This is a genomic window from Aquimixticola soesokkakensis (assembly GCF_900172375.1).
Classification (GTDB): Bacteria; Pseudomonadota; Alphaproteobacteria; order Rhodobacterales; family Rhodobacteraceae; genus Aquimixticola; species Aquimixticola soesokkakensis.
On the sequence record NZ_FWFS01000010.1, the window covers coordinates 164894 to 183985 of the forward strand.

Genomic DNA, 19092 nt, shown 5'->3' on the forward strand with positions numbered 1-19092 from the left:
AGGCGTCACTGTCCGCAGCTCAATTGCGCGGCTTGCCTTTCCAGGTGCCCAGCCAGCCTTTGAACCTGCGCCATTTGCCGCGCGCCGCGGTGCGGCTGTCGTCCCAGGCGTCATCGACATCCTCGAGCAGCGGATCAATCGTGCGCTCGCGAAACTGCGCGATCATCCGCCAGATCAAAAGCACAAGCACCAGCAGGAACAGCAAGATCACCGTGTTCACCCAGGGAAAAGAGGTGTCATCGGGACCTGCGACCGCTTTGACCCCCACCGCATTGGGGAAAATCGACAGTAGCTCGTTGCGCCAGCCGTAATGGGTGACGGACACCCACTGCGGATTGGCCGAGGTCGAGGTCAGATCATTGGCCTGCGCTTGCAGGTTGGATGTGTCGAACTTGAAATAGGGTGGCCAGCCCCAGCCCGTATCTTCATTGCGATAGACCATCGGTTTGCCATTGGGTTTGACCGTGTTGATGAAGAACACATCGCGGTTCGCCGCAGTGGCATTGCCCGAATCCGGCGCAGCCCAGAAGATCGAGTTCTCACCGAAATCAATCCGGCGGTTTTCGGAACTGACGATCCGCACGATGTCGTGCTGTGGCAGGGTGTAGTGCAAAAACCCAAACACGATGATGGCCAGAATGACCCCGAGTCCCCATTTGACGTAACGCATTCAAACGCCCCTTCAGCTAAAATTCACGACATACAGCACAAGGCCGACCGTCACAATCGGCACAATATAAACAAGCAAAATCAATTTCTTGGCGAAAGACCTGCGGTATTCGGCCAGTCCTTGGGACACATAGTCCTCCTGCGCGCCGATTGATCCCTCCCGCAGCCAGTCTTTTTCCAGCTTCTCGCGCCTCACAGAGCGCGCATAAATCAGCACCAGCCCATAGAGCACGCTCAGCCCGATCAAGCCAAACACCGCCAATCGAAAAAACGCAATCATTCCTCTCTCCTTTGCACCGCGCCCCAAGGGCCCACGAGGTCGATGATATCAGGCGCTTTGGGCGCCCCCGTTGGCTTTGCAGAGCCCCAGGGGCTTGCCAGTGGCTTGGTCGGTGACGCTGACGGCAGGGGTGGCGGTGGCGGGACCGGCGCCGCCTTGGCCACGCGGCGCACTGCCGCGCTTGCCCCCGATAGTGCCGCGTCGCGCGTGACAAAACGAGCGGTGCGAAAGGCAGCTTTGTCTGGCAGGTACTGCGCCGCAAGCCAATCCGCCACAAAGGCCTGCATCGGCTCCGCCCACCGGGCGTAGGTTGCGTAAAACTGCGGCTTGTTCCACAAAAAGGCCTGAACGGGGTCTGCGGGGCACAGCTCGGCCAGCAACCGGTTCACCAAAGGTGCCAGCGGATGCTCTGCCGCTGCGCGCAGGGTGTAAAAATATGCCGGATGCTGGGACGACAGCGCAGGCCAGCTTCCGCCCTCTTGCGACCATCGCAACAACGCCCCAAGCCCCTGCGCCGCTTCGGGCAGAGCTGGCCCCAACTGCTGGGCTGCATCACGCAGGGCGCGTGGCGTGCCGGTGCCAATCGACACGCCGGCCGCGCTTGCCGCCTCGACCACCATGAAATCCAGTTTCTGCGCCAGAAACGTTGCGCCCTGCGTGCCACGGGCGCGCACCACCGGCTCGACCAAACTATTGTCGGTCAAAAACCGTGCCACCGCATTGCGCGCGGCAATGTCGATCACCGGCAAGGGCAAATCGCCCTCCAAGGCCGCGCCCCCGCGGATCACTGCCGGTGCCGCGACATCGCGCAACACGTAAAGCCCGCCAAAATGCGACGTCCAAAAGCTTTCTTCGCGTGCATCAAGCCGCGACAAGGTCACCGGATTGCGCGTCACATCGCCCGTCGAACGGGCCAGATCGATCATCTGCGCAATCAAAACGTCGTCGTACCAACCGTCCTCGCGGGTGCGAAATTCGGTGATCCTGGCCTCAAGCTTGCGCGCATCGGCCACGCGGCTGTTGGTTGTATCGGCCTCGATCGACAGGCTGTGAATATCGAGCACCCGGGCGGGGCTGGACAGATCCACCACCGAGCTGACGACCTCACCCGCGACAGCATCGCGCGCGGTGAGCGCAAAAAGCGCCGCCTCGTTGTCGGTGATAAAACGCCGGATCAGATCACGCATCACGGAAAACTTTTCGCGCAACAGCGGGCTGTGCTTTTGCGCGGTCGACAGCAAAATGAACCGGCGGTTTGCGCCCGCGCGATCCAGATAGTCGGGGGCCTCCAATTCATCGGCGATTTCGGGGGAATAGCCCGCCAGATCAACGTGAAAATCGCTCAGTTGCGTGCGCCGTCCCGTCAGCCGCTCAAGCGCACGATTGTAGCGCTCGATCAGGGCGGGGCTGTCAACCACGACCAGCCCGCCAAACATCAGCCCGCGTTCGATCAACAGCCTCATCGGTCATCCTCGCGCATCTGGTCGAGATGTTTGAGCTGTTCGATCCGCTGGGCCAGCCCGTACCAGCCCAGCGCCAAAACCGGCGCCCAGACAATCGCAGACAGCAGGCCCATGCGCAAAAAATACCAAACCGTGGGCAAGGGCGCGACTTGGAACGCCCCCAGAACCGGCTGTCCGGCGGCCAGATGCAGCACCACAAAAATCAGCCCCGACACCAAAAGCAGGATCACTCCCGTGATCAGTGCCGTGTGGCGCAGAACGGCTTGCGAGCGGTTCGATCGGGGCATCAGCACCAGTGGCAGGACCGCGGCCAAAACCGCAAGCACCGCGATGGGCAGGACAATTTCCAACAGAACTGCGCTCACCCTTTGCCCTCCGCATAAATCCTGCGCGCCGCATCGCTGCGCTCGAGATCGCGCACCATTGCCTCAATGGCCGCCGTGTCGCTTTTGTCAGCGTAGCGCATTTCGCTGTCAGCGTAGCGGTTGATTTCCTGCACCACCATCTCGACGGTGATCGGCTGCACCAGTTCGCGGATCAGCCCGAGCTTTTCATCATAGCTGCGGTGCAAAAACTGTGCGGGGGCCTCCATCCACGCGTCGGGCAGCTCGACATCCATCGCGCGCACCTTCACCGCATCGGTGATGTTTTTCACCGCCCGCCCCGTAAAGCGCGGGTCGCGCAACTGGATCGCCTTGAGGTAGCTGCCCAGTTTGGCAAGCGTGTCGAGCGGGCCGATGTCGGCCACGACCTGATCCCAAACCGCGCGCAAGCCGGCCTCTTTGGGAAGGGCATGCGCCTCGTAGCTTTGGGCCACGGCGCGCTGGATTACCTGCGCCGCATTCAGATCGTGCTGGCCCAGTGGAATGTCGTGATTTTTGCCCAGCAGCAGCGCCAGAATGTCGATGTAATCCGCCCGGCTTTGCGGGCCATCCACCAAAAACCGCGCGCCCGCGCGCTGGCGCAGCGCATCATCGACATTTTCGGGAAAGTTGGAAAACATCCCGAAGGTGCAATTGCCGCGCACAACCGTGTTGGCACCGGCAAAGGCTTCCATGAAGACCGCTGTGACTTCCTGCTGGCCGGCGCTGGATTGGCGGTCGCCCCGCTTGCCGGCGATCTGGTCGATGTCGTCAATCGTGCCAAAGCCGATCACGCTCGGGTCGAGCACCGTGTTCACAAAAGCCCGCGCGTTCTGGCCCGACTTGCCCTGATAGCTGTCGATTTGATCCACCGAAAAGTTGCGATAGACAAAGGGATAGCCCGCGTTATCGCAATAGCCCGCCATCAAACCGGCCATCATCTGGATCAGGGTGGTCTTGCCGGTGCCCGGCGCGCCATCCCCCATGAAGGTGAAAATAAAGCCGCCAAGTTCGGCGAAAGGGTTCAATTTTTGCTCGAAGTCATAGGCCATCAGCATTTTTGCCAGCCGCATCGCCTGATGTTTTGCGATGTGGTTCCCGATGACCTCATCGGGCTTTTTGAACGCCATGGTCAGCGGTGTGCCGCGCCCCTTGCGCGCAGGGGTAAACCCGTCAATCGCCAGATCATCCGCAGCCACATGCAGGCGCAGATCGCGAAAGGCCGCGATGCGCGCAGCGCCCTGCCCGCGCGCCGCCACGCGCGTCATCAGCGCCTCGCAAAAGGCCAGAACCATGTCCGCCAAACGCCCCTCCGCGACACCGTCCAAAGTCTGGTCCAAAGCCCAAAGCGCGCCCTGCAACGCCAGCGGGGCATTGTCGACGAGCAGTTCGTCGATCTCTGGCACGGTGTCCAGCGCATCACGCGCCGAGGGGGCGAGCAGGAAAGCCGTCGCATTGGCAAAACTGTAAAGCACCGCCAATGCTTCGACGCTCAAAAGGTCGCTAAATTCGGATTTGCGCGTTGGCGGCACCCGTCCGGCAAGGTTTTCAGCCTTCAAAGCGTCAAGACCGGTGGCTTGCGCCACGCTGTCGCCCACGGCCATCGCAATGGCAAGGCTGCGGCGCAGTGCCTGCAACACGCCTGCGGCCTGCGGGCTGAGCAAGGCATCGCCGTCAAGCGCTTCGATCCGCGCGATGACATGCACCCCCTGCGCGCGCGCCGAGCGCTGCGTCACCAAGCCCGGCGTGGTCGCGCGAAAGCGCCGCGCGCCGGTGGTCACCCCGTCAGAGCGCGTGACGGGCGTAGCGGTTGAGCTGCCCGAACGCGGCGCGTGCTCGAAGCCTTCCAGCAGGTTCAAAGCGGTGGCGTAATGGGCGCGGATCACCTCTTCGCGCAGTTCCATGCGGTCGTTCACACTCATCTTGTCACCTGTAACTCAAAACCTGCCCCTGCGGGCTGACGACGAATTTGCGCACATCGTGGAAACCCGGCGGGTCCAGATCGACAAGCGCCTGATAAGGGCGCTCGGGCAGGACCAAGGCACGGCTCATCAACGTGGCACCCGTTTCGGCCCCGCGCCCTGCAAAGGGGTCAAGGGCGAACACTTCGCGCTCGACGGAGCCAAACCACCCCTTGCGCTCTTCCTCGACGCGTTCAGAACGCAATTCCTCAAAGGTCAGCGCCAATGCCCAATCCTGCCCCTCCGGCGCCCGGGCCGCGTCAAGCACGCTCTGGATCGGGCCCGATTGCCGGGTGTAGGCCTGCGAATACATCGGTCCGAGGTGGATACGCTTGAGCCGCTTGGGATGCAGATCGTCGAAATCACGGTCAAAGCCGCGCGCGATGGTCAGCAATTTCAACCCGCCCAAAGCCTGTGCCATCAAATGCCGTTGCACCTCCGGCCAGCGCGTATCATCCGCGGCCAGGGCCACCCGCCCCGTGTCTTCCAGTTCCAGCAGATACACCACCGGCAGGTTGATCTGGCTGTCGTAGACCGCCCAATGCACCAGATAACTGCGCCGCGCGGCCTTGGGGTCCTCGCCCGTGGTCTCAAGCCAGATCGCCAGCGGATCGTTCTGCACGCCAAACAACCCACCGCTCTGGAGCGCCTCATAGTAGAGCCGTTGCGAGAGCGCGAATTGCAGCTTTGTCGGCAGACTGAGATTGCCAATGATCTCGCGCAGCATCCGATCCTTGAGCGTGGCAACATCCGGCATCCCTGCCAGATGCTTGCCCGCCTGCGAGGCGTCGGAGGCCATCTGCATGATCTCGCGATGGACCGGAAAGCCGCTTTCGTGGTTGTCAAAGGCCAGCGAGCCGAAAAACACCCCCGTGTCGCGCCCCGTCAGCAGGTATTTCAACCCCAAAGCATCAAAGGTTTTCGCCACCGCGCGCACATAGGTCGATACGACCGTTTCCTCCGGAGTTGACAGCAGCGCTTCTTGCGCCAGAACCTGCGTCACCCGCGCCAGATGGTCGGTGATCGCGGCGAATTTGGCAAAATAGCGCCGCGCCGCGAACCCGTCGGAAAGATCCACATGGTCGCGCGTCAGATCGGACACCTCAAGCACGGTCGCGGTACTTTCCAAGCTTGAGCCAACGCATCCCCTGCATCACCGACAGGCCCACGATCACCCCTAGCACAAGGCTGGACAGCCCCCCCAAGGGGACGCCAAGGGCGATGCTGGCCACCGCCAACACAGCGGCAAAAACACTGACCACCAGCGCCAGCACGACCCAGCGCACCAACAGGGGGGCGCGGGCGATCATTCCGCTTGCCCGTAGAGGTTCTTGTCGTGTTTCTCGACGATTTTCTCAAAACGTCGTGCAAAGCGTTCGTCTGCTTTTGCCTTTTGTTCCAGAACCTTGCGCGCGAACACCATGTGGTCGCCGTGGGCTTCGAGCATATCGGCCATCTTGCTGTTGGTTGCCGATCCAATCGCCGCCATCGCCGTCTGCGCCTCCTGGTCGGTTTTCACGCCGATTTCATTGATCCGGTGCGCAACATCCTGTTGTTGCGCCGTTTTGAGCGATTTGGTCAGCGCGTCATAAAGCACCACACGCTGTTTTGTGTCCGTGGACAGCTTGTTGATCAACACCATCTGGGTCGCGGCCTGATTTTGCAGACTGTCGACCCAGGTTTTGCCCTTTTCGATATAGCGTTCCAAGGTCTGGCTTTTGGCAAGCATCACCTGCTCGGCCTGCACTTTTTCGTTGTAGCTGCTGTTAAGCGCCGCCAGTTCTGTTTCCAGTTTGGTCCGCTTGGCGGCGTCCTGTTCCACCGAAATCTTGTTCTCAAGGGCGATGATCTTGGGATCAAGCGCCAGAATTTCACCGCGCAGCCCCTCAAGGGTCGCAACAGTGGCCTCCCGCGCATCCAACGTCTCGACAAGGTTTGCCTCGACCTTCGCGCGCTCGTCCTCAAGCACATCGAGCTGGCTTTGCAGCAATGCCACGATCGTGTCGGATTTTGCGATCAAATCCTGCAATTTATCGTCGATGGAGGCGGTCCGCAGCCGCTCTTGTCGCATGGCTTCGGATTTGCCGCGCGCAAAGACCCCGACGAATTTCTCAAAGCCGGTTTTCGTGCGCATCTCGTCGAAATCTTTGGAAAACCCGGCCGTCACATCGTCCAGCCCCATGATCAGCTCGGCGATATTGGCGTTCATCGCCTCCGTGTGGGCGTGCACGTCATCCAGCGTTGCGGTTTCAATATCAACGCCCGTCACATCCCCCGCTTCTGCCTTGGAGCGCGCGCGTTCGATGCCGCTGGTCACTTCACTGATTTTGGATTGGGTGCGAAAAATCTCCGCTTCGCTCTCGCGGATCTGCGCATCGAAATCGGCCATTTCACTCTCCGAATGTTAATACTTTTTACTTATCTGGGGGCGGGCTACCCCCTTGAAAAGAGGCACCATCACGAAATTCACGCCCAGCTTGCGCTTTACCCATTCAGACTACCACCCCGCGACCATCCTGCCCAGACGGCCCGTGGTCCGAACAGGCAAAGCGGCGTGCGCGGGGGAAAATGTGCCCCTTACCCCACGCTTGCGCGGCTCGGGGGTTGCGCCCGTGCGCCTGCGCTGCCCTAATGCGCGCGAACTCAAATGCCGGAGATCCCGCATGACCCCCCATATTTCCGCAAAAATCGGCGATATTGCCGAAACCGTCCTGATGCCGGGCGATCCCTACCGCGCCAAATGGGCCGCTGAGACGTTTCTCGACAAACCCAAGCTGGTGAACGAAGTGCGCGGCATGTTCGGCTTTACCGGCGACTATAAAGGCAACCGCGTCACGATCCACGGATCGGGCATGGGGATGCCCTCCCTGTCGATCTATGCCAATGAATTGATCGCGACCTATGGCGCAAAAACGCTGATCCGCATCGGCTCGTGCGGCGCGATGCAGACCTCGGTGAACCTGCGCGACGTGATTATCGCCATGACCGCCACCACGCTTTCGACCCCCTCACGCGGCATCATGCGCGAGCTGAATTTCGCCCCCTGCGCGGACTACAGCCTGTTGGAAGCCGCCGTGGCCTCCGCCCGCGCCAAGGGCACGCCGACCCATGTCGGCGGCATCTATTCCTCGGACGTCTTTTACGACGAACGCCCCGATTTGACGGAACAAATGACACGCCACGGCATTCTTGGCGTGGAAATGGAGGCGGCGGAACTCTACACGCTCGCGGCGCGACACGGCTGTCGCGCGCTGGCAGTTCTGACCGTTTCCGATCACCTACTGACCGGCGACGCCCTGCCCAGCGAAGATCGCGAACGCAGCTTTGGCGACATGGTCGAAATCGCACTGGAGGCAGCCTTCGCATGACCCTATCAAACCCAAATATGCCCCAACGCCAGCTTGGAACAGACGGCCCGATGGTCGGTGCCATCGGCTTTGGCGCCATGAGCTTTGCCGGTTTCTTCGGCGCCGCGGACGACGAGGTGTCGCTCACGACCCTGCAGGCGGCGGTCGAGGCCGGCATCGATTTCTGGGACACGGCCAATATCTACGGCATGGGCCGCTCGGAAAGCATCATCGGGCGCTATTTTCGTGAAGTGGGCGATCCCGGCATCACCCTGGCCACCAAGGCCTCGATCATCCCCGGACCGCCGCGCAAATTTTCCAACGACGCCGACCACCTGCGCTCGGAACTGGAAAGCTCGCTGACCAAGCTGAACCGCTCGAAGGTCGAGCTGTTCTACGCGCACCGCCGCGACCAGAGTATCGAAATCGAAACGCTGGCCGAAACCATGGCGGGTTTCATCCAAGAGGGTCTGATCGACGGCTATGGCCTGTCCGAGGTCGCGCCCTCGACCATCCGCCGGGCGCATGCGGTCGCGCCCGTGCGCGCCGTGCAGAACGAATATTCGCTGTGGACACGTCTTCCGGAACTCGGGATCTTGCAGACCTGCGACGAATTGGGCGTAGCCTTTGTGCCGTTTTCACCGCTCGCGCGCGGTGCGCTGGGCTCGGTCGTTTTGGACCCCGCCACGTTCTCACCCAAGGATTTTCGCAGCACGAACCCGCGCTTTACCGGCGTGAATTGGGGCTACAACCTGGAGCGGATCAAGGCCTTTCACGCCTACGCGGAATCCCGCGGGACGACGACCACGGCGCTGGCCTTGGCCTGGGTACTTAATACCGGCGACAACCTGATCCCGATCCCCGGCACGCGGACACCAGAACATCTGAACGAATGGCTGCCCGCCCTGTCGATGGAATTTAGCGAAGATGATTTCGACGCCATCGAAGAAATCCTGCCCGTAGGCTGGGCTTACGGCGACCGGTACAACGACTCGCAATCCATCGGGCCGGAGCGGTACTGCTAGGTCATTTTGGCTTTGTGGCCGTGAGCGCACAGAAGGTCGGCATTTCTGCCGGCCTTTCCTTTTTGCCATGCAGGGTCGGCCCCGTGTCGGACTGGGCGCCGCAAGCCGCGCAGCGCCAGTGCAAACTGTCGCCCTCGCGCCCGACCTGCCGCCAGCGACAATCGCGCGAACGGCCCGTGCGCAACACATACATCGCGACAAACACAACGATGACCAGAACCAGAGCAATCAGGGGCATGGCGGCCTCCTTTGGGAAAATGCCAAAGCCCCGACACGCCGTGCGGGGCTTTGATCGTCTTATCAGGACTTTGTCCGATTTAGACTGAAGTCAAGCTGTGTCGGACATCGCGGCGATCACGCCTCGTAATAGGCATACATGTCCTCCAGCGCGCCGAGGGGGCGCGCGGCGGGTTTGGTGCCGCTGTTGGCAGCAGCTGCCGAGATGTCAGGGGAATAATAGTCGAGCCAGGCCGCCCCATGGGGCGATGCGCGGTCCCCGGCGGTGGCGGGCGTGGCCAAAGGGGTGACCTTTGTGGTGGCTGTTGCGGTCATTGCGAAATCCTCGCGCTGTCAGCCCTCCCATGGGGCACGACATAGTCCGCGCGCCTCAAAGGGTCATCCCCCGATGGTGCAGCCCCGCCATGCGCCCAGCGCAACGTTGAGGCGCCCCCTTCTAGCACCCGTTCTGGCACCCGTTCTGGCGCAATGCAAAACGGCCCCGCGCAGCGACTGCGCAGGGCCGTTCCCAAAGATCGGGACCGTCGGCGTCAGACCGCGCGTTCGACCATCATGTGTTTGATGTTTGCAATCGCCTTGGCGGGGTTGAGCCCCTTGGGACAGGTTTTTGCGCAGTTCATGATCGTGTGGCAGCGGTACAGTTTGAAAGGGTCTTCAAGGTTGTCCAGACGCTCGCCCGTGGCCTCGTCCCGGCTGTCGATGATCCAGCGATACGCATGAAGCAGCGCAGCCGGTCCAAGGTATTTGTCGCCGTTCCACCAGTAGGACGGGCAGGAGGTCGAACAGCAGGCGCACATCACGCATTCATAGAGCCCGTCAAGCTTCTTGCGATCCTCGATGGATTGCAGCCACTCTTTTGCGGGGCGGTTGGTCTTGGTTTCCAGCCACGGCATGGTCGAGGCATGCTGGGCATAGAAATGCGTGAGATCGGGGATCAGATCCTTGACCACCGCCATGTGGGGCAGCGGGTAGATTTTCACATCGCCCTTGATCTCGTCCATGCCGTAGATACAGGCCAGCGTGTTGATCCCGTCGATGTTCATCGCGCAAGATCCACAGATGCCTTCACGGCAGGAACGGCGGAAGGTCAGCGTGGGATCAATTTCGTTTTTGATCTTGATCAGCGCGTCGAGCACCATCGGACCGCATTTGTCCATGTCGATGAAATAGGTGTCCACCGACGGGTTTTTGCCGTCATCAGGGTTCCAGCGGTAAATCTGGAATTTACGCACATTCGTCGCACCCTCCGGCTTGGGCCATGTCTTGCCGGTGGTGATCTTGGAGTTCTTGGGGAGGGCGAATTCCACCATGTCTCTCTCCTATCGTTGTCAGGCGGGCTTTGTTGCGACGAAAATCTTTTCGCCGCGCAAAAGGCCGTGGATGTGAACGTCCGGCTCGGTGGCCGTAACTTCGCGCAAGGAAAACCCTGCGCGCATGATGCGGGTGCGCAAATCAGCGCCGTAGAACCGAACGTGGTCCTTTTGGCCGAAATGCAGGGTGCGGGCAGCTTTGCCGTCCACCTCCTCGTTTTCATAGGTCGCATCCCAGCCCTCGATCACCGGCGTGGTGATAAAGGCCACACCGCCGGGCTTGAGGATGCGGAAAATTTCCGCCAGCGCCTTGTCGTCATCCACATGTTCGAGCACGTGGTTGATGATCACCTTGTCGTAACACGCATCCGGCATGTCGATATCCTCGACATTCAGCACGTGATCAGGCCCGAGACGGGGCGAAATTTCCGCCGTCTCATAGGTCGCGACACGGGGCTTTACCAATTTGCGCAGATGATGTTCGGCAGCGAAATGCAGCACATTGTCCGTGTCGGCAAAGGGTTCGTCGCGTTCGATCATCAGCGCATATTGCCGGTGACGCTCAAGCGAGCCGCACCCCGCGCAATGCGCGTCAAACCGCGGCGGATGCCCGAAAGCGGTAAAGTTCCCTTGGTAGCCACACAGCGGACACAGACGCGGCGTGACGCCGCCCACAGCCTTTTCAAAGCGCTGCATCTGAACCGACACCCGCTCTTTGATGGTCTGTTTTATCTGTGCTTTTGTGGCCATCTGGCTTTGCTATCCGAAGGAAAGGGGCAGGCACGGCGCAACCGCCCCTGCCCTCATTGGGTCAATACACGCGGGCTTTGGGGGCGATGCGCTTGAGGTCGATGCCGCCCTCGGCCTGGGTGGTCAGCGGATCGATGTGAACGTCGCGGTAGCTCAGCTCGACCTTGTTGCCATCCACGCGGCTGATGGTGTGCTTGCGCCAGTTGGCGTCGTCACGATCGGGATAATCCTCATGGGCATGCGCCCCGCGGCTTTCCTTGCGCGCTTCGGCCCCGGCGATGGTCGCCAAAGCGTTGGGCATAAGGTTGCCAAGTTCCAGCGTTTCCATGAGGTCCGAGTTCCAGACCAGCGAGTGGTCCGTGACTTTCACATCATCGAGTTTACCCGCGATGGAGATCATTTTCTCCAGACCTTCGGCCAGCGTTTTGTCCGTGCGGAACACGGCCGCATCGGCCTGCATGGTTTTTTGCATTTCCAGACGCAAATCGGCGGTCGCCACCGTGCCTTTGGCAAAGCGGGTCGCATCGAAACGGTCGAGCGCCTTGTCGATGGAGGCTTTGTTCGCACTCGGCACAGCCGTCGCAGCATCGACCACTTCACCGGCGCGGATCGCCGCGGCGCGGCCAAAGACCACGAGATCGATCAGCGAGTTCGAGCCGAGGCGGTTTGCCCCGTGCACCGACGCACAGCCCGCTTCGCCAACGGCCATCAGACCGGGCACGACAGCGTCCTGATCCTTGGCAGTCGGATTCAGCACTTCGCCCCAGTAGTTGGTCGGAATGCCGCCCATGTTGTAATGCACCGTGGGCAGGATCGGGATCGGTTCTTTCGTCACATCAACGCCTGCGAAAATCCGCGCGCTTTCCGAAATGCCGGGCAGGCGTTCGTGCAGCGCTTCGGGCGGCAGGTGATCGAGATGCAGGAACATGTGATCCTTTTCGGGACCGACGCCACGCCCTTCGCGAATTTCCATCGTGATGCAGCGCGAAACCACATCGCGCGACGCGAGGTCCTTGTAGGTCGGTGCGTAGCGTTCCATGAACCGCTCGCCTTCGGAGTTGGTCAGATAGCCGCCTTCGCCGCGCGCACCTTCGGTGATCAGACAGCCGGACCCGTAGATGCCCGTGGGGTGGAACTGGACGAATTCCATGTCCTGCAGCGCCAGACCCTGACGCGCAACCATGCCACCGCCGTCGCCGGTGCAGGTGTGGGCCGACGTGGCCGAGAAATAGGACCGGCCATAGCCCCCCGTCGCCAGAACCACCATTTTGGCGGTGAACACGTGAATGGTGCCATCGTCGAGCTTCCAGCACACCACCCCCTGACACACGCCGTCCTCGGACATGATCAGATCGATGGCGAAATATTCGATGTAGAATTCCGCGTTATGCTTGAGCGACTGACCGTAGAGCGTGTGCAGGATCGCGTGGCCGGTGCGGTCAGCAGCCGCGCAGGTGCGCTGCACGGGCGGGCCTTCCCCGAATTCGGTGGTGTGGCCGCCAAAGGGACGCTGGTAGATCTTGCCCTCTTCGGTGCGCGAGAAGGGCACGCCGTAATGCTCGAGCTCGTAAACCGCTTTGGGGGCTTCGCGCGCGAGATATTCCATCGCGTCGGTGTCACCGAGCCAGTCCGACCCTTTCACGGTATCGTAGAGGTGCCATTGCCAGCTGTCGGGACCCATGTTGCCCAAAGACGCCGCAATGCCGCCCTGCGCGGCGACCGTGTGCGAGCGGGTCGGGAAGACCTTGGTCACACAAGCCGTGCGCAGACCCTGTTCAGCCATGCCAAGGGTCGCACGCAGACCGGAACCGCCCGCGCCGACAACAACCACGTCATATTCGTGGGTTTCATATTCGTAAGATGCCATTTTGGGATCTCCTTAAAGCGCGAGGCGAACGAGGCCGAACAGGCCGGTGGCGATCATGGCGTAGCACAGGAAGGTCACCGCCAGGATCAGCGCCTGACGGGTCAGGCCGCGCGCGTAGTCTTCGATGGCAACCTGAGCGCCATTCTTGAAATGCACCATGCCGACGATCAGGGTCAGCGCGGCAACGATCGCGGGGAACGGACGGCTGTAGTAGGCGACGACCTCTTCATAGGGCGCGCCCAGAATGCAACCGAAGGTAAAGACGAACAGCGGCAGCAGGATCGCAAGACCCACGGCAGACACCATCATGCCCCAATGGTGCATGGTGCCCGATTTTGCGGACCCAAGACCCGAAGCCCGTTTGCGGTCAGTGATATATTGCATGTCAGGGACCTCAGAGAATGATGGCGGTAAGGATGGTCAGCACCAGCGAGGCACCAACGGCGATCTTGCCCAGCAATTCGCCCTGCTCGACGTCAAGCATGTAGCCTGCATCCCAAACAAGGTGGCGCAGACCTGCGCAAAAGTGGTACCAGGCGGCCCAGAGCGAGCCGAACAGCACCAGATCGCCAAACCAGGAGGTGACGAAACCATTGGCCGTTGCAAAGCTTTCGGGACCGGAGGAGGCCGCCAAAATCCACCACACGAACATCAGCGACGCGACGATCAGCGCGTTGCCCGTGATGCGGGTCAGGATCGACGTCACCGCCGTCCACTGTTTGCGATAGATCGTGAGGTGGGGGGAAAGCGGGCGGTTCCCCGTTTTGGCATCAGCCATGACATGTCCCTTTCGGCTTGCGCGAAGACGCTGGATTTACCCCAAGGTCTTACCGGATTCTGCGTCCAAGTCATCACCTGAGAGCGCTAACAACAAGTGAATACCATCCGTTTCGGCGCAAAAAATGGCATTGTGATCACAGTTTTTACCCCCGTGATCACAAATTAATGTCAGAAAGAGTTACCTAAGTTTTTTAGTCGGAAATCAGCGGTTTCGCGGATTACAGCGGCATCAAGGCCCAATAATCGAGATCCAAAAGCACCCCTTGGGCATATTTGCCATCGGCCCCTTTCAGCGAAAACGCCGGCGTGCCGTGCTTGACGGCCACAAGCCGCAAACGGATCGCGCCGACACCGGGCGCTGCGGTCGGCGCAATGTCGAGAACCTGCGACCACGCGCGCACTGTGTCCCCTGCAAACAGCGGGCTGACATGCGCACCGGCATTCAGACCCACGATCATTTGCGCATTGGCCAGGCCGTTGAAACTTAGCGCGCGGGCCAGTGAAATGACATGGCCCCCATAGATCAACCGCTTGCCGTCCTCGCGGTTGGTCGCATCGAAATGGACTTTCGCAGTGTTCTGCCACAAGCGCGTGGCCAACATGTGATCCACCTCTTCGACGGTAACACCGTCCACATGGTCGATCTGTTCGCCCAGCTCGTAATCGCCAAGGCGATGCGGCTCTCCTGCCTCGCTGAAATCGTATCGCGTGAAATCAAGCCCCTCGGGGACGACCAAATCCTTTGCAGGCACTGCCCCCGCGAGGTCGGGCACCACGGTGTCGGGGGCCGGTGCATCCGGATTGCCTTTGCGCACCATGACCCAGCGCACATATTCCAACACCGGCTCGTCGCGCTGGTTCAATCCACGGGTGCGCACATACACAACCCCTGTCTTGCCGTTGGAATTCTGCTTGAGGCCGATCACTTCGCTCACCGCGCGCAGCGTGTCGCCCGCAAATACGGGCCTTAGCCAGCGCCCTTCGGCATATCCCAGATTGGCCACCGCATTGAGCGAGACATCGGGAACCGTTTTGCCAAACACGGTGTGAAAGGCGATCAGATCATCCATCGGCGCGCAGGCAAGCCCGCAGCTTTGCGCAAAAGCATCCGAGGAATAAAGCGCGCCACGGGCGGGATAAAGCGCGTGATACAGCGCCCGCTCCCCGCCCGACACCGTGCGTGGCACGGCATGCGCAATCACCTGCCCGATCGTGTAATCTTCGAAAAAACGGCCCCGATTGGTCTTCATACGGTTTAAAGCCTCCCCAGCTTCACCTCCGGCGTGTACTCCACGCCCACAACTTCTTTCACAACGGCCTGTGCGCAGCGCATTTTCTGCGTGGCCGCGTCGAACGCATAAGAAGGATCCCCGTAGAGGTCCCAGCCCTTCGAGAGGGCTTCTGACACTTTGTGGCAAAAGGCCGAAGTGTCGTCTTCGGTCAAAAGTCTGTATGCTTTCATGGCTTTATCCCATCGGAACGGGCGGATAGCCCAGTGCTGTGTGGATAAGCACGATCACCACGAAAGTGACCAGCGTGATCAGACCAAGGCGAATATCGCCCTTCAGCGTCCCGCCCGCGAAGGGTGTTTGATGACCGCGCCGCGCGTTGGTGACCTGCATCGTGACCAGCGCCCAAACCAGCATGAACCCAAACAGAATGACCGAGGCAAGATCGCCGTTCACCAGCAAATGCGCAAAGCCCCAGATCGCCGTGCCAAGCAGCATCGGATGCCGGATTTTGGTCCGCAGGCGGCTTTTGGAATGCGCTGCGACGAACAAAAGCACCGCGAACACCATCAGCAAATTGTTGAGATGCTGCAGGAAGGCAGGCGGCGACCACACGACGATCACGGGGGCGATGCGATAGCCTGCAATGATCAGGATCAGGGACACAACCGTGACAAGCGCAATGGCCATCCGCCCCCGTTTTTCATCCATGCGGGCTCTGAACTTTGGGGCGAGCATTTTCGACAGGTGGGGAAAGACCCACAATATCAGACCAATGGCGAGTAAAAACATAGCGAGGCCCCTCGGGCTAAGGAAAAATCAGACGCGAAGAGCGCTGATCGCCTCCGCTTTGGCCAGAGTGAGCTTTGCGCTCGCCACGTGCAAGTTCTCAACAATCTTTCCATCCACGACCGCGACCGCTTCGCCACGCGCAAGCGCCGCCTCGAATGCGTCGATCTGGCGGCGGGCAAGGTCGATCTCCGCCTGCGTCGGACCAAAAACCGCGTTCGCAATCTCAAGCTGCGCAGGGTGGATCAGGGTTTTGCCATCAAAGCCCATATCGCGCCCCTGTTCGCATTCCGCGCGCAGGCCCTCATCATCCTTGAAAGCGTTGAACACCCCGTCGAGCGCCACAATCGAGCAGGCGCGCGCTGCCATCAGGCACATTTGCAGGCCCGTCATGAGCGGCAGACGATCCGCGCGAAACCGCGCGCCAAGGTCTTTGGCCAGATCGTTGGTGCCCAAAACAAACCCTGCCATGCGCGGGTGTGCGGCGATTTCGAGCGCATTGAGACAGCCGAGCGGCGTTTCCATCATCGCCCAAAGCGGCACATCGGGGATGGCCTGTGCCAGCTCTTCGACCATCGCCGCATCGTTCACCTTGGGCAACAGAATGCCATCGACATCGAGACCCGCAAAGGCCGCCACATCGTCGCGCCCCCAGGGGGTATCAAAGCCGTTCACCCGCACGATTTTCGCCCGCGCGCCATATCCGCCCGCTTGCAAACTTTGGGCCAGCACCGCGCGGGCTGTCGGTTTTTCATCCGGTGCAACGGCATCCTCAAGGTCAAACAGGATCGCATCGCACGCCAGCGTCTTGGCCTTTTCCAAGGCCCGCTCTTTCGAGCCGGGGATATAGAGTGCCGAGCGCCATGGCCGTGCGCGCAGCCCTGAGATGTCTCCAAGATCGCCTTGCGTCATGATTCTAATTTCCTCTCGCAATATTATTGCGCAGAAAGTCACAGTTTTGCATCTTATAGCAAGCGAAAATGTGCCGCATTGCAGAAACTCTGCCCAAAACCGCGTCAGACATTGGTCGTAGCGGCGCGCGCTGGCCCCACGCGCGGCCCGTTAACCAAACTTTGACGCCCGAGGCGCAGGCTTATGGCACCAAACCCCGATCACCCTTGCTGCAAAGGACCGGATATGATGCTGCCCTTTTCGCGCGCCTTCTGCGCCCTGCTTGTCCTGCCGTTCACGGTTACGTCGCTGGCGGCCGAAAGCCCACCGACACCGCCAAAGCCCACGACGCAAAACGTTGCGAAATGCGCAAAACGCGATGTGGTGCTCGACAGGCTGGGCAAACTTTATGGCGAGACGCGCCAGTCCATCGGACTTGGGTCGAACAACGGTGTCATCGAAACCTTTGCCTCCACCACCGGCTCCTGGACGATCATCGTCACGACGCCTGCGGGCATGAGTTGCGTGGTCGCTTCGGGACGCGCCTTCGAACATATGGCAGAGCCCGCCGGCCAGGACGCCTGATCGCCCAAGGGCCTGTCCACGTCTTTGCTCGCGTCGCGGCCCCACCGAAAGCGCACCGCAGGCGCAAAGAATCAATTTTGTGACGCACCAAAGGACCGCAAATCGGTCCTTTTTTCTCGGGAATACCCGCAGGACGCCCTCAGTTCGCGCCAATGCCCGTGCCAAAGCGTTTATGCGCCGCTTCTCGCGTCAATTCGAACAACCCCCTGATAAACATGCACTGTTTGCGCTAATCCGCTTTGCCCTTTGGCGCGTGCCGCCGCCCCGACAGGGCGCGCCGCAGTGCGGCGCACTTGCGTCAAGCCTTCTGACGCACTACCCATCTCCTCAACCACAACGACTGACCGGAGACAGTTTCATGGCACGACCGAAGATTGCCCTAATCGGCGCAGGTCAAATTGGCGGCACGCTCGCCCACCTCGCAGCAATCAAAGAACTCGGCGACGTCGTCCTGTTCGACATTGCAGAAGGCACCCCGCAAGGCAAAGCTCTCGACATCGCCGAAGCTGGCCCGTCCGAAAAATTCGACGGCTCCTTCACCGGCACCAACGACTACGCCGATATCGCAGGCGCTGACGTCTGCATCGTGACCGCAGGTGTGGCGCGCAAGCCCGGCATGTCGCGCGACGATCTGCTCGGCATCAACCTGAAAGTCATGAAATCCGTTGGCGAAGGCATCAAAGCCCACGCGCCCGACGCTTTCGTGATCTGCATCACCAACCCGCTCGACGCGATGGTTTGGGCCTTGCAGCAATTCTCGGGCCTGCCCACGAACAAGGTCGTCGGCATGGCCGGTGTGCTTGATTCGGCGCGCTTCCGTCATTTCCTCGCCGTCGAGTTCGACGTGTCGATGCGCGACGTGTCGGCCTTTGTGCTGGGCGGTCACGGCGACACCATGGTTCCCTCGGTGCGGTATTCCACCGTTGGCGGCATCCCCCTGCCCGACCTCGTGGACATGGGCTGGACCACTCAGGACAAACTGGACGCGATCGTTCAGCGCACCCGTGATGGCGGCGCCGAAATCGTTGGTCTGCTGAAAACCGGATCGGCGTTCTATGCCCCCGCGACCTCGGCAATCGAGATGGCCGAAGCCTACCTCAAAGACCAAAAACGCGTCCTGCCCTGCGCGGCCTATTGCAACGGCGAAATCGGCGTCAAAGGCATGTATGTGGGTGTGCCCACCGTGATCGGCGCGAATGGCATCGAAAAAGTCATCGACGTGAAACTCTCGAAAGACGAGCAGGTCATGTTCGACAAATCCGTGGATGCCGTCAAAGGCCTCATGGAAGCCTGCAAAGGCATCGACAGCACCCTGGCATAAGCCAGAGTCCAAGATCAGTTCAGCAAAGGCCGCCCCCGCACAGAGGGCGGCCTTTGTCGTTTCAGCACAGCCTGACGGCACGTGTTTCGCGTTTTCGCCCGATTCCTGACCGGAATGCCTGTAAAACTGCCGCGCTGCAGCAGTTAGCGATAACTGTGATCACACCCTTATATCGTGTGATCACAAATGTCAGAAACTTGCCTGACTCACGGGGTTTTGCGAGAAA

23 protein-coding genes are annotated in these 19092 nt (G+C 60.7%); 4 read left to right on the plus strand and 19 right to left on the minus strand.

Going from position 1 to position 19092, the window contains the following annotated elements:
• Positions 1-19: 19 nt before the first annotated feature.
• Genes AQS8620_RS13665 through AQS8620_RS13700 form a run of 8 tightly spaced genes read right to left on the minus strand, consistent with a single transcriptional unit; the run spans position 20 to position 7124 of the window.
• On the minus strand, positions 20-670 hold the full coding sequence (locus tag AQS8620_RS13665; protein ID WP_085837543.1) for a DUF1523 family protein: 651 nt from the start codon (positions 668-670) through the stop codon (positions 20-22).
• A 12-nt stretch (positions 671-682) separates the two neighbouring features.
• Entirely contained in the window at positions 683-949 is a 267-nt protein-coding gene (locus tag AQS8620_RS13670; protein ID WP_085837545.1) for a hypothetical protein, read from the minus strand.
• A complete protein-coding gene (locus AQS8620_RS13675; RefSeq protein ID WP_085837547.1) occupies positions 946-2412 on the minus strand; it encodes a DUF6638 family protein in 1467 nt (488 codons plus the stop codon). Before AQS8620_RS13675 ends, AQS8620_RS13670 begins: the two co-directional genes overlap by 4 nt.
• Positions 2409-2777: a hypothetical protein gene (locus tag AQS8620_RS13680; RefSeq protein WP_085837549.1), complete on the minus strand. Its 369-nt coding sequence runs from the start codon at positions 2775-2777 to the stop codon at positions 2409-2411. Before AQS8620_RS13680 ends, AQS8620_RS13675 begins: the two co-directional genes overlap by 4 nt.
• Positions 2774-4696, minus strand: coding sequence for an AAA family ATPase (locus tag AQS8620_RS13685; protein WP_085837551.1), 1923 nt, complete (start codon positions 4694-4696; stop codon positions 2774-2776). The genes AQS8620_RS13680 and AQS8620_RS13685 overlap by 4 nt, the downstream gene beginning before the upstream one ends.
• A 4-nt stretch (positions 4697-4700) precedes the next feature.
• A complete protein-coding gene (locus tag AQS8620_RS13690) occupies positions 4701-5864 on the minus strand; it encodes a hypothetical protein (protein ID WP_370737892.1) in 1164 nt (387 codons plus the stop codon).
• Entirely contained in the window at positions 5839-6045 is a 207-nt protein-coding gene (locus AQS8620_RS13695; RefSeq protein WP_085837553.1) for a hypothetical protein, read from the minus strand. The genes AQS8620_RS13690 and AQS8620_RS13695 overlap by 26 nt, the downstream gene beginning before the upstream one ends.
• Positions 6042-7124, minus strand: a complete 1083-nt coding sequence (locus AQS8620_RS13700; RefSeq protein WP_085837555.1) for a hypothetical protein — start codon at positions 7122-7124, stop codon at positions 6042-6044. Before AQS8620_RS13700 ends, AQS8620_RS13695 begins: the two co-directional genes overlap by 4 nt.
• Before the next feature lie 274 nt (positions 7125-7398).
• Here AQS8620_RS13700 and deoD point away from each other — a divergent pair, with 274 nt between their 5' ends.
• Positions 7399-8103 (plus strand): purine-nucleoside phosphorylase, encoded by a 705-nt coding sequence (gene deoD / locus AQS8620_RS13705; RefSeq protein ID WP_085837557.1) that lies wholly within the window; start codon positions 7399-7401, stop codon positions 8101-8103.
• Positions 8100-9107: an aldo/keto reductase gene (locus AQS8620_RS13710; protein ID WP_234990496.1), complete on the plus strand. Its 1008-nt coding sequence runs from the start codon at positions 8100-8102 to the stop codon at positions 9105-9107. Before deoD ends, AQS8620_RS13710 begins: the two co-directional genes overlap by 4 nt.
• A gap of 1 nt (position 9108) precedes the next feature.
• Here AQS8620_RS13710 and AQS8620_RS13715 read toward each other — a convergent pair whose 3' ends face one another.
• The 11 genes from AQS8620_RS13715 to AQS8620_RS13765 all read right to left on the minus strand — a co-directional run bounded on the left by AQS8620_RS13715 (position 9109) and on the right by AQS8620_RS13765 (position 16981).
• Complete coding sequence (locus AQS8620_RS13715) at positions 9109-9345, minus strand: hypothetical protein (RefSeq protein ID WP_085837560.1); 237 nt, start codon at positions 9343-9345, stop codon at positions 9109-9111.
• Positions 9346-9461: 116 nt separating this feature from the next.
• Positions 9462-9659, minus strand: a complete 198-nt coding sequence (locus AQS8620_RS13720; RefSeq protein ID WP_085837562.1) for a hypothetical protein — start codon at positions 9657-9659, stop codon at positions 9462-9464.
• 215 nt (positions 9660-9874) lie between these two features.
• The gene (locus tag AQS8620_RS13725) at positions 9875-10654 is read right to left on the minus strand and encodes a succinate dehydrogenase iron-sulfur subunit (RefSeq protein WP_085837564.1); all 780 of its coding nucleotides are present in this window, start codon (positions 10652-10654) and stop codon (positions 9875-9877) included.
• An 18-nt stretch (positions 10655-10672) separates the two neighbouring features.
• Positions 10673-11404: a methyltransferase domain-containing protein gene (locus tag AQS8620_RS13730; RefSeq protein ID WP_085837566.1), complete on the minus strand. Its 732-nt coding sequence runs from the start codon at positions 11402-11404 to the stop codon at positions 10673-10675.
• Between the two features lie 61 nt (positions 11405-11465).
• Positions 11466-13271: a succinate dehydrogenase flavoprotein subunit gene (gene sdhA, locus AQS8620_RS13735; protein ID WP_085837568.1), complete on the minus strand. Its 1806-nt coding sequence runs from the start codon at positions 13269-13271 to the stop codon at positions 11466-11468.
• Positions 13272-13283: 12 nt separating this feature from the next.
• A complete protein-coding gene (gene sdhD / locus AQS8620_RS13740) occupies positions 13284-13655 on the minus strand; it encodes a succinate dehydrogenase, hydrophobic membrane anchor protein (protein WP_085837570.1) in 372 nt (123 codons plus the stop codon).
• Between the two features lie 10 nt (positions 13656-13665).
• Positions 13666-14049 carry a succinate dehydrogenase, cytochrome b556 subunit gene (sdhC, locus tag AQS8620_RS13745; protein ID WP_085837573.1) on the minus strand — a complete coding sequence of 128 codons (384 nt, stop codon included), beginning with the start codon at positions 14047-14049 and terminating at the stop codon, positions 13666-13668.
• Between the two features lie 220 nt (positions 14050-14269).
• The gene (locus AQS8620_RS13750) at positions 14270-15301 is read right to left on the minus strand and encodes a MaoC family dehydratase (RefSeq protein ID WP_085837575.1); all 1032 of its coding nucleotides are present in this window, start codon (positions 15299-15301) and stop codon (positions 14270-14272) included.
• Between the two features lie 5 nt (positions 15302-15306).
• Positions 15307-15513, minus strand: a complete 207-nt coding sequence (locus AQS8620_RS13755) for a DUF1737 domain-containing protein (protein ID WP_085837577.1) — start codon at positions 15511-15513, stop codon at positions 15307-15309.
• 4 nt (positions 15514-15517) lie between these two features.
• A complete protein-coding gene (locus tag AQS8620_RS13760) occupies positions 15518-16072 on the minus strand; it encodes an NnrU family protein (protein WP_085837579.1) in 555 nt (184 codons plus the stop codon).
• A 27-nt stretch (positions 16073-16099) separates the two neighbouring features.
• Positions 16100-16981, minus strand: a complete 882-nt coding sequence (locus AQS8620_RS13765; RefSeq protein ID WP_085837581.1) for an HpcH/HpaI aldolase/citrate lyase family protein — start codon at positions 16979-16981, stop codon at positions 16100-16102.
• Between the two features lie 225 nt (positions 16982-17206).
• Here AQS8620_RS13765 and AQS8620_RS13770 point away from each other — a divergent pair, with 225 nt between their 5' ends.
• On the plus strand, positions 17207-17545 hold the full coding sequence (locus tag AQS8620_RS13770) for a hypothetical protein (RefSeq protein WP_234990497.1): 339 nt from the start codon (positions 17207-17209) through the stop codon (positions 17543-17545).
• 358 nt (positions 17546-17903) lie between these two features.
• Positions 17904-18866 (plus strand): malate dehydrogenase, encoded by a 963-nt coding sequence (mdh, locus tag AQS8620_RS13775; protein ID WP_085837583.1) that lies wholly within the window; start codon positions 17904-17906, stop codon positions 18864-18866.
• The last annotated feature ends 226 nt before the right edge of the window (positions 18867-19092 follow it).

Bases quoted from the DNA above. Each gene is read 5' to 3' on its own strand.
- AQS8620_RS13665 (WP_085837543.1), bottom strand. From the start codon at position 670: ATGCGTTACGTCAAATGGGGACTCGGGGTCATTCTGGCCATCATCGTG.
- AQS8620_RS13670 (WP_085837545.1), bottom strand. From the start codon at position 949: ATGATTGCGTTTTTTCGATTGGCGGTGTTTGGCTTGATCGGGCTGAGC.
- AQS8620_RS13675 (WP_085837547.1), bottom strand. From the start codon at position 2,412: ATGAGGCTGTTGATCGAACGCGGGCTGATGTTTGGCGGGCTGGTCGTG.
- AQS8620_RS13685 (WP_085837551.1), bottom strand. From the start codon at position 4,696: ATGAGTGTGAACGACCGCATGGAACTGCGCGAAGAGGTGATCCGCGCC.
- AQS8620_RS13695 (WP_085837553.1), bottom strand. From the start codon at position 6,045: ATGATCGCCCGCGCCCCCCTGTTGGTGCGCTGGGTCGTGCTGGCGCTG.
- AQS8620_RS13700 (WP_085837555.1), bottom strand. From the start codon at position 7,124: ATGGCCGATTTCGATGCGCAGATCCGCGAGAGCGAAGCGGAGATTTTT.
- deoD (WP_085837557.1), top strand. From the start codon at position 7,399: ATGACCCCCCATATTTCCGCAAAAATCGGCGATATTGCCGAAACCGTC.
- AQS8620_RS13710 (WP_234990496.1), top strand. From the start codon at position 8,100: ATGACCCTATCAAACCCAAATATGCCCCAACGCCAGCTTGGAACAGAC.
- AQS8620_RS13715 (WP_085837560.1), bottom strand. From the start codon at position 9,345: ATGCCCCTGATTGCTCTGGTTCTGGTCATCGTTGTGTTTGTCGCGATG.
- AQS8620_RS13720 (WP_085837562.1), bottom strand. From the start codon at position 9,659: ATGACCGCAACAGCCACCACAAAGGTCACCCCTTTGGCCACGCCCGCC.
- AQS8620_RS13725 (WP_085837564.1), bottom strand. From the start codon at position 10,654: ATGGTGGAATTCGCCCTCCCCAAGAACTCCAAGATCACCACCGGCAAG.
- AQS8620_RS13730 (WP_085837566.1), bottom strand. From the start codon at position 11,404: ATGGCCACAAAAGCACAGATAAAACAGACCATCAAAGAGCGGGTGTCG.
- sdhA (WP_085837568.1), bottom strand. From the start codon at position 13,271: ATGGCATCTTACGAATATGAAACCCACGAATATGACGTGGTTGTTGTC.
- sdhD (WP_085837570.1), bottom strand. From the start codon at position 13,655: ATGCAATATATCACTGACCGCAAACGGGCTTCGGGTCTTGGGTCCGCA.
- sdhC (WP_085837573.1), bottom strand. From the start codon at position 14,049: ATGGCTGATGCCAAAACGGGGAACCGCCCGCTTTCCCCCCACCTCACG.
- AQS8620_RS13750 (WP_085837575.1), bottom strand. From the start codon at position 15,301: ATGAAGACCAATCGGGGCCGTTTTTTCGAAGATTACACGATCGGGCAG.
- AQS8620_RS13755 (WP_085837577.1), bottom strand. From the start codon at position 15,513: ATGAAAGCATACAGACTTTTGACCGAAGACGACACTTCGGCCTTTTGC.
- AQS8620_RS13760 (WP_085837579.1), bottom strand. From the start codon at position 16,072: ATGTTTTTACTCGCCATTGGTCTGATATTGTGGGTCTTTCCCCACCTG.
- AQS8620_RS13765 (WP_085837581.1), bottom strand. From the start codon at position 16,981: ATGACGCAAGGCGATCTTGGAGACATCTCAGGGCTGCGCGCACGGCCA.
- AQS8620_RS13770 (WP_234990497.1), top strand. From the start codon at position 17,207: ATGATGCTGCCCTTTTCGCGCGCCTTCTGCGCCCTGCTTGTCCTGCCG.
- mdh (WP_085837583.1), top strand. From the start codon at position 17,904: ATGGCACGACCGAAGATTGCCCTAATCGGCGCAGGTCAAATTGGCGGC.